Source organism: Flavobacterium sp., from assembly GCF_028689845.1.
In the GTDB taxonomy this organism is placed as follows: domain Bacteria; phylum Bacteroidota; class Bacteroidia; order Flavobacteriales; family Flavobacteriaceae; genus Flavobacterium.
Genome location: NZ_JAQVCH010000039.1, coordinates 1 through 10,229 on the forward strand (window position 1 = coordinate 1; position 10,229 = coordinate 10,229).

Annotated in this window: 11 protein-coding genes; 2 read left to right on the plus strand and 9 right to left on the minus strand. The window is 34.2% G+C overall.

Annotated elements, in window-relative coordinates; translation table 11 throughout:
• Positions 1-249, minus strand: a 249-nt coding sequence (locus PHR76_RS11815) for a sigma-70 family RNA polymerase sigma factor (RefSeq protein WP_300062869.1), incomplete at its 3' end; no start/stop codon positions are given.
• 55 nt (positions 250-304) lie between these two features.
• Between PHR76_RS11815 and PHR76_RS11820 the strand changes: the two genes are divergently transcribed.
• Positions 305-985, plus strand: coding sequence for an RNA methyltransferase (locus PHR76_RS11820; RefSeq protein ID WP_300062872.1), 681 nt, complete (start codon positions 305-307; stop codon positions 983-985).
• Positions 986-1,007: 22 nt separating this feature from the next.
• Here PHR76_RS11820 and PHR76_RS11825 read toward each other — a convergent pair whose 3' ends face one another.
• The 3 genes from PHR76_RS11825 to PHR76_RS11835 form a co-directional block, all read right to left on the minus strand.
• The gene (locus tag PHR76_RS11825) at positions 1,008-1,772 is read right to left on the minus strand and encodes a carboxypeptidase-like regulatory domain-containing protein (RefSeq protein ID WP_300062875.1); all 765 of its coding nucleotides are present in this window, start codon (positions 1,770-1,772) and stop codon (positions 1,008-1,010) included.
• 87 nt (positions 1,773-1,859) lie between these two features.
• Positions 1,860-3,725 (minus strand): DEAD/DEAH box helicase, encoded by a 1,866-nt coding sequence (locus PHR76_RS11830; RefSeq protein WP_300062878.1) that lies wholly within the window; start codon positions 3,723-3,725, stop codon positions 1,860-1,862.
• Between the two features lie 126 nt (positions 3,726-3,851).
• Entirely contained in the window at positions 3,852-4,448 is a 597-nt protein-coding gene (locus PHR76_RS11835; RefSeq protein ID WP_300062881.1) for a non-canonical purine NTP diphosphatase, read from the minus strand.
• A 147-nt stretch (positions 4,449-4,595) separates the two neighbouring features.
• Between PHR76_RS11835 and PHR76_RS11840 the strand changes: the two genes are divergently transcribed.
• Entirely contained in the window at positions 4,596-5,888 is a 1,293-nt protein-coding gene (locus PHR76_RS11840; protein WP_300062884.1) for a TIGR00341 family protein, read from the plus strand.
• Positions 5,889-5,957: 69 nt separating this feature from the next.
• Here PHR76_RS11840 and PHR76_RS11845 read toward each other — a convergent pair whose 3' ends face one another.
• From PHR76_RS11845 to PHR76_RS11865, 5 genes are all read right to left on the minus strand, one after another.
• Complete coding sequence (locus PHR76_RS11845; protein ID WP_300062887.1) at positions 5,958-6,743, minus strand: RNA methyltransferase; 786 nt, start codon at positions 6,741-6,743, stop codon at positions 5,958-5,960.
• A 13-nt stretch (positions 6,744-6,756) separates the two neighbouring features.
• Complete coding sequence (locus PHR76_RS11850) at positions 6,757-8,091, minus strand: DUF58 domain-containing protein (protein WP_300062891.1); 1,335 nt, start codon at positions 8,089-8,091, stop codon at positions 6,757-6,759.
• Positions 8,092-8,108: 17 nt separating this feature from the next.
• On the minus strand, positions 8,109-9,116 hold the full coding sequence (locus PHR76_RS11855; RefSeq protein ID WP_300062894.1) for a MoxR family ATPase: 1,008 nt from the start codon (positions 9,114-9,116) through the stop codon (positions 8,109-8,111).
• A gap of 57 nt (positions 9,117-9,173) precedes the next feature.
• Positions 9,174-9,452, minus strand: coding sequence for a hypothetical protein (locus PHR76_RS11860; protein WP_300062897.1), 279 nt, complete (start codon positions 9,450-9,452; stop codon positions 9,174-9,176).
• A gap of 183 nt (positions 9,453-9,635) precedes the next feature.
• Complete coding sequence (locus PHR76_RS11865) at positions 9,636-10,013, minus strand: GxxExxY protein (RefSeq protein WP_300062901.1); 378 nt, start codon at positions 10,011-10,013, stop codon at positions 9,636-9,638.
• Positions 10,014-10,229: the final 216 nt, after the last annotated feature.

Here is a 10,229-nt window from a genome sequence, read left to right on the forward strand (position 1 = left end):
TTTGTCTATGGCTGTATTTCGAGCAATATTAAGCATCCACGTATATAATCGGCCTTTGCTTTCTGAATAGCTTTCCAAATTTTTCCATATTTTGATAAATACTTCCTGCAATACATCTTCTGCTTCTTCTTGATTTTTAAGCAACGTGTTAATTACTCCAAAAAGACTTTTCGCATACATGTCATACAAAATAGTGAATGCATTGTCATCTTTTTTGTAAATTAGGGGCAATAATTCTTCTTGAGTCATACCGATACATTTATTGACTAAAGGTAATGACTTCAACTTAAATATACAATATCGAATGAATGAAATCTTAAAGACCAGTAATTACCTAGAATTTCTAGAAGGTTTTCTGACAGAAAACAGAAAATTAAAGTTTGTTAAAATTCTGTCACAACGAACAAACCATTTTACGGTTGCTATCGAAGATATTTTTCAATTGCATAATACCAGTGCGTTGATGCGAAGTTGCGATGTGTTTGGTATTCAAGAATTACACGTAGTTCAGCAACGCTATGGCAAAGATATCGATACGGAAATTGCAATGGGTGCTCAAAAATGGGTTGATGTTCGACGATATGATTCCAATCAAAATTGTATAGCTGCTCTCAAGAAAAAGGGATATCAAATTATCGCTACTTCTCCCCATTCTAATTCGTGTTCACTGGAGAATTTTGATATTTCTAAAAAAGCGGCTTTCTTTTTTGGTACTGAAAGAGACGGGCTTTCATTGGAAGTATTGGAAGAAGCCGATGGTTTTTTGACTATTCCAATGGTTGGCTTTACTGAAAGTTTAAATATTTCGGTTGCTGCCGCGATTATTCTTCAGCAAACTACACAAAGGTTAAGAAATTCAACCATCGATTGGAATTTAACAGCGGAAGAAATATTTCTAAAACGGCTCGATTGGTGCAGAAAATCAATTAAGGATATTGACCGAATTGAAAATCGATTTTTAGAAGAATTAGTAGCAAATCAATAAAATTGGCTAGTTAAAAAGCGACTTATTTTCTTTTCAAAATTTTATATTCTTCGTAACAATTATTAATCGCATCCAAAACCTGCAAGTCGTTGGCGGTTTTTATAAATTGTTCAGAATAGTTGCAACGCTCTAAAATTTCGGCAATATCATTTTTGTCAACGCCTAAAAGTATGGCGATGGTTTCTCTATCAAACTTCGAGGCTAGCAAATTACGAACCGTGTCGTCTTTGTTCATTTCCTTTAGTTTTTTGAGTTCTCGCGGTTTATTGCCAAAGAAATTATAAAGCATATCTGTCGGATTAAAAATAGAACCTAATACCCGATTAAAAGCATTTGGCGAGTATTCTCCCGCTTCATAGCCATAAGGTAAGCCAGCAATTCCGTAACGGTAATTTTCCTTAACGGGAATTAGTTTGGCGTCTACTTGAAGGTATCCAGTTAGATTATAAGGAGTCAGAACGATTTCTTCTAAAGCGATCGCCTTTTCAGTTAAACTGATTTGAGTTGTTTTCGACTTAATCCAGTCGTTGGTAACCCGAACACGAATAGATTGAAATCCAATTAAGGAAATGTGTAAAGTGTCGTTAACAGCTACGGTCATTTCAAAAACTCCTTTGTCATCTGTAATTGCTCCGCGAACGGAGTTCAGGTTGATAATGTTGACGTTTTGTAACGGTTTGGATTTGGTGTCGTCAAGAACCGTTCCGCTCACTTTTTGGATTCGTTCTGTGATTTGTGCGGTAAGCTGAAAGGAAATAAACAATAAAAAAACTACAAAATATCTCATAACCGTATTTAACGGTTTAAAAGTAATAAATCACTTCTAGATATTTTGTAGTTTCCGTATAATTATAAGAAAATTAACAAAAGAAAATTAACTTCTGCGGGGTCTTCTTGTTTTTGCTGCTTCAAACGAGCGTTTTTCACTTCGTTCACCACCTTCTGCACGACGAGCAGGCCGTTCTGAAGAGCCCGTTTCAGTGCGAGGTCTAAAACCACCTTCTTTGCGTTCTGTTCTTGGAGCACCGCCACGTTCCGTTCGTGGTCCAAAACCACCTGAACGTTGTGAGCTACTTCTTTCACCTCTAAATCCGCCGCTACTTCTTCCATTGTGGTCACGTCTTCCGCCGCCATCATTTTTAGAAATTTCAACGTTGATTCTTCGGCCTTCTAATTCCATGCCATTTAGCATTCCCATTACTTTATCCGTGTGTTCTATGTCTGTGTTAAAGAAAGAAAATCCTTCTTTTACATCTACTTTATATACATCATCACGTCCTAGATCTAAGGTTTCTTTTAAGAAATCTTTCAATTGCATCCAATCAAAATTATCGCGAGAACCTATGTTTACAAAGAAACGAGTGGCTCCACTAGTATTTTCACTTGGTTCGCGTTCACGACGGTCTGAACCAGCCGACTGCGAAGATAAATCACGGTTTTTCTTATAGTAATTGATGAATCGATTGAATTCAACCGAAACCATTTTCTTAATTAACTCTTCTTTGGTCAAACCATCTAAAACTTCATTAATTGCAGGAAGATAATTGTCAATTTCATGATCAACTTCGGTATCTTTAATTTTAGAAGCGAGGTGTAAAAGCTGAATTTCGCAAATTTCAATACCAGAAGGAATCGTTTTTTCTTCAAATTTTTGTTTGATGATTCGTTCAATAGAAGAAATTTTTCGCAATTCACTTTTTGTTACAATCACGATTGAAGTTCCTAATTTACCAGCTCTACCAGTACGGCCAGAACGGTGCGTATAGGTTTCAATTTCATCGGGTAACTGATAGTTTACTACGTGTGTAATGTTATCCACATCAATTCCACGAGCAGCTACATCGGTAGCCACTAACATTTGGATTTGACGACCTCTAAACGATTTCATAACGGAGTCGCGTTGAGCTTGTGATAAATCTCCATGTAAAGCGGCCGCATTATAACCGTCTTCAATTAATCTTTCTGCTACTTGTTGCGTATCTCTTTTAGTACGACAAAAAACGACAGAAAAAATATCTGGATTTCCATCGGCTAAACGTTTTAAAGCTTCATACCGATCGCGAGCATTTACTAAATAAAACTCGTGTGAAACGGTTGCTGAACCTGAATTTTTTGTTCCCACAGTAATTTCTACTGGATCGTGCATGAATTTTTTCGCAATGCGAGAAACTTCTGCGGGCATAGTTGCAGAGAACAACCAAGTATTTTTTTCATCGGGAGTAGTCGATAAGATGTTTACGATATCTTCATAAAATCCCATGTTCAACATTTCATCAGCTTCATCTAAGACACAGTAATTAATTTGAGAGATGTTTACCAACCCTCTGTTAATCATGTCTTGCATTCTTCCTGGAGTAGCCACAATAATTTGTGCTCCTCTTTTTACATCTCTGGCTTGTTCAGAGATACTAGCTCCACCATATACGGCAACTACGTTTAATCCTTTTTCGTACTTGCTGTATAACTTAATTTCATTTGTAATTTGCAAACAAAGTTCGCGTGTTGGAGATAAAATTAAGGCCTGCGTATTTCTATTGTTCGCATCAATTTTTTGGATAAGCGGAAAACCAAATGCTGCCGTTTTCCCTGTCCCTGTCTGAGCCAACGCAACTAAATCTGTTTCTTGTTCCAATAAGAGTGGAATCGCTTTTTCCTGCACTTCGGTCGGATTTTCAAATCCTAGATCGATAATCGCACGCTGTAGCGATTCTGTCAATCCTAATTGTTCAAATTTATTCATATATTATTTTAAATTGGGTGCAAAGGTAGTGCTAAAAAATATAATATACTAATGAAATTAACAATTGATTATCAATAGGTTATCATTTTTGTATTTGGAAATAAAGACTTGATTGTATTGCAAGTGCTAGTTTTGCAAATCAAAATCATTCCTTTTTGTTAAAAATTCAATGAGTTTTGCTACGGCTTGTCCACGATGACTTATCTTTGCTTTTAAGGCTAAAGGCAACTGAGCAAACGTTTCTTTATATCCAACAGGTTGAAAAACAGGATCATATCCAAATCCTTCATGCCCGTGTTTTTCAGTAGTAATTTCGCCTTTTACTATACCTTCAAAAAGAAATTGCTGTCCCTTCATTTGTAGGCAAATCACGGTTTTAAATTGTGCCTTTCGATTGGATTGATTTTGAAGATTATCAAGTAATTTTTGCATATTATCCTCCGCATTGCGTTGTAAACCAGCATATCGAGCTGAATAAACTCCTGGTTCATTTGCTAAGGCTTCTACTTCTAATCCCGTATCATCGGCAAAACAAGCTAAGCCATATTTCTCGGTAATATAATTTGCCTTTTGAATTGCATTCCCTTCAATGGTAGCAGCAGTTTCTGGTATATCTTCCTCACATCCAATGTCGGATAATCGCAATAGTGTAATAGTTGGCGGAAGTAAAAGCTGAATTTCTTTTACTTTATTGGGATTATTCGAGGCAAATACGAGTTCCATTTTTTTATGGTAAAGGTAATTTTTTTGTATAAATGGTTTATGGGATTAGCTAAATTTTTATAAAATTAGATTTATCATCTACTAATAAATTTCAATTTTATGCTATCTTAGCCCTCTTTAGACGTAATATAAAACGATTGTAAAACAATGAGTAAATTTTTTGATTTTATCAATCTTCATTCAGGTGAAGAAGATAGCAACAAAGTACTTGAAAATGTAAAATCTAATATTTCTTTTAGAGGTTCTAATCTTTGGATTTTAGCGTGTGCTATAGTGATTGCTTCGATTGGATTAAATGTCAATTCTACCGCTATTGTTATTGGTGCCATGTTAATTTCGCCTTTAATGGGGCCAATTGTAGGTGCTGGTTTTGCATTGGCTATTTATGATTTTGAATTGTTAAAAAAATCAGGAAAAAATTTATTAATTGCTACAGTTGTCGGTTTGGCAGTGGCCACTTTTTATTTTTATTTGAGTCCGTTTAAAGATTCACAATCTGAAATTTTATCTCGAACATCGCCTAATATTTATGATGTGCTCATCGCTTTTTTTGGTGGTTTAGTGGGCGTAATTGCCATAACTAGAGTAGAAAAAGGAAATCCAATACCAGGGGTTGCAATTGCAACAGCCTTAATGCCACCGCTTTGTACTGCAGGATATGGTTTGGCAGTGGGCAATATGTCTTATTTTTTCGGAGCTATTTATTTGTACACGATTAACTGTTTTTTCATTTGTATTTCTACGTTTTTAATTATCAAATACCTTCGTTATAAACCTGTTCAGATAATTGATGTAAAATCTGAAAAGAAAATTCGATATGGAATCACCGCATTAATTTTAGTGATGACCATACCAAGTTTTTATTTAGCTTATAATTTGTTGAATGAAAAAAAATATTCACAAAATGTAGAACAGTTTATTAATAATGAATTTTTAAATAAAGGATTAACGCTAATTTATAAAAAAACACATTTTAACAATAAACCAAAAACAATTGAACTCGCTTTTTTGAATGAAAAGTTTTCAAATGATGAAATTAAATCATTAAATGCAAAATTGATTGATTACAGCCTGCCAAACACTAAACTCATTATTAAGCAGGATTTAAAAGATTTAAAAAATGAAATCCTCAATGAAATTGGTAATCAAAGTAAAAACATTTCTGAAAAGGAAGTGCTAATCAATAATCTTAAAAAAGAATTAGCTGCTTTTAAATTTGAAAATACGGAAGTGGAAGAAGAAATTAGAATTCTTTTCCCTGAAATAAAAACGATTTCTCTCGGAAAACACATCGTTAATCATCATAAGGATAGTGTTCGTACAATGACGGTTGTGCTTTTTGACGTTAAAGATGAAAAAGTAAAAATAGACGTCGTTAAACTTCAAAAATGGTTAGAACAAAAACTTGGAACGAAAGAGCTGAGAATAATTAAAGAATAAATATTCACTTTGGATGAGTGAGGAAATTATAATTAAATAGAGAAAAGCGGCTAGAAATAGCTGCTTTTTTTATTGAAAACCCCGCTGTCTTTTCGCTTCAAATAACAAAATAGCTGCGGCAACCGAAACATTCATCGAATCAATTTCTCCTTGCATCGGAATGTTGATATTTTGAATATGTTCTTCTCGCCATGCAGCCGTTAATCCCGTAGCTTCTGTACCTACAACTAAGGCAGTTGGCAACGTATAATCTTTTATATGATAGGGATTTGAATTTTGCAACGTAGCAGAATAAATTGCAATCTGATTGGATTTTAAATAAGCAATCACTTCTTCGGTCGTTGCAACGGCAATTTGATTGGTAAATAAACAACCCACACTTGAACGCACTGTATTTTGATTATATAAATCACTTTTTGGATTAGCAATAATAACCGCATCAATGTTTGCCGCATCTGCTGTGCGAAGAATTGCACCTAAATTCCCAGGTTTTTCAATGCTTTCTGCAACTAATAATAAAGGATTTTTAGAAAGCTTCAAGTCCTTTAATTCGTGCGATTTTGTTTTGGCAACGGCTAAAATTCCTTCAGTCGTATCGCGATAGGCTAATTTTTGATAGACTTCTTTATTGATTTCGATATATTCTTTTGCTTTAAACGAACTAAGATTTTCATTTTCAATTAATTCTGGCACAAACAAAACGGTTTCCAACTCATAATTTCCTTTTAGAGCCAATTCAATTTCACGTTTCCCTTCCATTAAAAACATACCGGTTTGCTTGCGAACTTTTGCTTTTTCTTGCAACTGTACGAGCGATTTAATGAATGGATTCTGAACAGAAGTAATTGTTTTCAAAATAAATTATTTTTTATAAAATTCCGCGAGCTTTAATCTCTAAATATTTATTGATGGTATCCAACGTAAGGTTTTCTGGTTGTGTAAGCACAGCATGAATGCCGTATTTTTTAAGTTCGTTAACGATCAATCGTTTTTCAAAAGCAAATTTTTCGGCAATGACTTTGTCATACACTTCTTGAACGGTTGTTGCTTTTTTATGGATGATTTCATTTAACTCTGTATTTTGAAAAAAGACAATGACTAACAAATGATTTTTTGCAATTCCTTTTAAATAAGGCAATTGCCTATGTAACCCATCCAAGGTTTCAAAATTGGTGTACAATAAAAGTAAGCTTCGCTGATTGATATTTTTCTTGATATCGACATATAATCGACTAAAATCACTTTCAAAAAAATCCGTTTTCACGTTGTATAAACATTCCATAATCAAATGCATTTGTGAAGAACGTTTTTCAGCAACGACACGATTTTCTACTTTTTTAGAAAATGAAAATAGACCAGCTTTATCGTGTTTTTTCAAAATTACATTCGATAAAACTAAGGTGGCGTTAATGGCATAATCTAATAAACTCAATCCGTTAAATGGCATTTTCATTACGCGACCTTTATCAATAATCATATAAACGGATTGCGATTTTTCATCTTGAAATTGATTGACCATCAAGCTATTTTTCTTGGCAGTTGCTTTCCAGTTTAATGTTCGAATGTCATCGCCTTGAATGTATTCTTTAATTTGTTCAAATTCCATTGAATGACCAATACGTCTAATTTTTTTTACGCCATATTGAAATAAGTTATTCGAAAAAGCCATCAAATCATATTTTCGCAATTGAATATAAGACGGATAGGTGGGAACCATTTGGTCTTTGTTGAATGAAAATCGTCTGGAAATTATCCGCAAAGGCGAGGAAACATACACATTCAAATTTCCAAAATGGTACTCGCCTCGCTCAACAGGGCGAAGAAAATACTGTAAATCGTCGGCAGAAGATGCTTTTAATTTACGTTTAATTTCAAAATTCCGCAATTGAAACTGAAATGGAATTTCGTCAATAATGCGAAGATAAACCGCAAAGGTATAATAGTTTCGAATGGAAAGGCGAATTGGATTTTTGTCACCATTAGATAGTTTTTCGGGGCAAATTCGGGTCGCTTCCAACCCTGTTTTTGCTCCAAATAAAATTGAACAATCTAACGCAAATACCGTCAATAAAATGATTAAAAAATACCAGGCAACCGAATATAAAACCGGAAACAAAAAGCCCATGGCAAAAAGCGTGATGACACCGCCAAGAGCATAAAAGAAAAAATTGGTAATATATAAGGATTTGATAAAGCGTTTCAAGCGATTAGGTTTAAAAGTTATCTCGGAATTTCAATTGATTCTATAATTTGTTGAATGATTTCTTTACTGCTAATTCCTTCCATTTCACGCTCTGGCGTAACAATGACGCGGTGTTGCAAAACCGGAATTGCAGCTTCTTTGATGTCTTCTGGCGTCACAAAATCGCGTCCGCGTAAAGCCGCAAAACCTTTAGACGCATTTAAAATGGCCAACGAAGCTCTGGGTGAAGCACCTAAATATAAAAAACCATTTTCTCTAGTGTTGACTACTAATTTTGCGATATATTCGATTAAATGGGGCTCTACAATAATTTGTTTGACCAGTGCTTGGTATTTTTCAATTTCAGCCGCTGTTAAAATGGCTTTTATGTGTTCTAATTTATTCGAGCTCAATAAAGCGTGCTCTTTTTGAATGATATGAATTTCTTCTTCTAATTTTGGATAATCGATATTGATTTTAAATAAAAAGCGATCCAATTGGGCTTCGGGCAAGCGATAGGTTCCTTCTTGTTCTATCGGATTTTGTGTTGCAATGACTAAAAAAGGTGCTGTCATTGGGTAGGTGGTGCCATCGATCGTAATTTGACGCTCTTCCATCACTTCAAAAAGAGCGGCTTGTGTTTTGGCGGGAGCTCGATTGATTTCGTCAATTAAAATTAGATTGGAAAATATCGGACCTTTTTTAAATTCAAATTCCGATTTTTTTAAATCAAAAACAGAGGTTCCTAAAATATCAGAAGGCATTAAATCTGGTGTAAATTGAATTCGGCTAAAATCAATACTGATTGTCTTAGCCAATAATTTTGCGGTAATGGTTTTGGCAACACCAGGAACTCCTTCAAGCAGTACGTGGCCATTGGCTAAAATCGAAACCAATAGCTGGTCAATCATTTTATGTTGACCCACAATCACCGAGTTTAATTCCTGTTTGATGGCTAAAAGACTTTCTTGAAGCGGTTTCAAGTCGATTCTTGCTTCGAAGTTTACTTGTTCTTCGGGTAGTATTGGATTTATATTTTCTTCCATAGTTTTTTTGGTTCGTTAGCGGATTGAATACGGATTTATTTTTTTGTTGGATTATACTTATTTATAGGATTGCACACAGATTAGTGGATTAGATGGATTTTCGCTGATTTTTTGCTTTGCAAAATTAGAATTATTTTGGATTATATTTCTTTGTTGGATTGCACACGGATTGGATGGATTAGATTGATTTTCGCTGATTTTTTGCTTTGTAAAATTAGGATTATTTTGGATTATATTTCTTTGTTGGATTGCACACGGATTGGATGGATTAGATGGATTTTCGCTGATTTCTTGCTTTGCAAAATTAGGATTATATTTCTTTGTTGGATTGCACACGGATTGGATGGATTAGATTGATTTTTGCTGATTTTTTGCTTTGCAAAATTAGGATTATTTTGGATTATATTTCTTTGTTGGATTGCACACGGATTGGATGGATTGGATGGATTTTTGCTGATTTTTTGCTTTGTAAAATTAGGATTATTCTGGATTATATTTCTTTATAGAATTTTACTAATTTCATTTTTTGTATTTATTAGAAAATATTTTTCTTTTTACTTGTGGTATTTTTCCAAAATTGAGCAAAAGTGCTACTTCAATTTGTGTTGCTTTTAGATAATTAATGACTTGTATTTCATGTTTTTCATGGAGCACTTTACAGGCTTTTAGTTCCACTATAATTGTATTATTTACGATAATATCAGCAAAAAAATCACCGACAATTTCTTCATGATAATAAACAGTTACTGCTTTTTGTTTTTCACACGTCAACCCCATTTTTTTTAATTCAATTAACATCGCGTTTTCGTAAACTCGCTCTAAGAAGCCATAACCTAATTTATTATAGACGTTGTAGTAGGCTTTTATGATTAAATCTGTAATTTCTTGGTGTAACATTGGCGTATATTTTTTTTATTTGTATTCAATCCATATCTATCCATTTCGACGTAGTCGACCCATAAATCCGTGAGAATCTTTTAAATCCCCACAATCCGCGTTCCATCCTACAGCAACATTTCCATTTATAACATATCCATATCTATCCATTTCGACGTAGTCGACCCACAAATCGGTGAGAATCTTTTAAATCCCCACAATCCGCGTTCCATCCTA

What these genes read in the sequence shown, in the direction of transcription:
- PHR76_RS11865 (WP_300062901.1), bottom strand. Translation starts at nt 10,013, where the DNA reads ATGTTACACCAAGAAATTACAGATTTAATCATAAAAGCCTACTACAAC.
- PHR76_RS11830 (WP_300062878.1), bottom strand. Translation starts at nt 3,725, where the DNA reads ATGAATAAATTTGAACAATTAGGATTGACAGAATCGCTACAGCGTGCG.
- PHR76_RS11820 (WP_300062872.1), top strand. Translation starts at nt 305, where the DNA reads ATGAATGAAATCTTAAAGACCAGTAATTACCTAGAATTTCTAGAAGGT.
- PHR76_RS11855 (WP_300062894.1), bottom strand. Translation starts at nt 9,116, where the DNA reads ATGGAAGAAAATATAAATCCAATACTACCCGAAGAACAAGTAAACTTC.
- PHR76_RS11835 (WP_300062881.1), bottom strand. Translation starts at nt 4,448, where the DNA reads ATGGAACTCGTATTTGCCTCGAATAATCCCAATAAAGTAAAAGAAATT.
- PHR76_RS11840 (WP_300062884.1), top strand. Translation starts at nt 4,596, where the DNA reads ATGAGTAAATTTTTTGATTTTATCAATCTTCATTCAGGTGAAGAAGAT.
- PHR76_RS11825 (WP_300062875.1), bottom strand. Translation starts at nt 1,772, where the DNA reads ATGAGATATTTTGTAGTTTTTTTATTGTTTATTTCCTTTCAGCTTACC.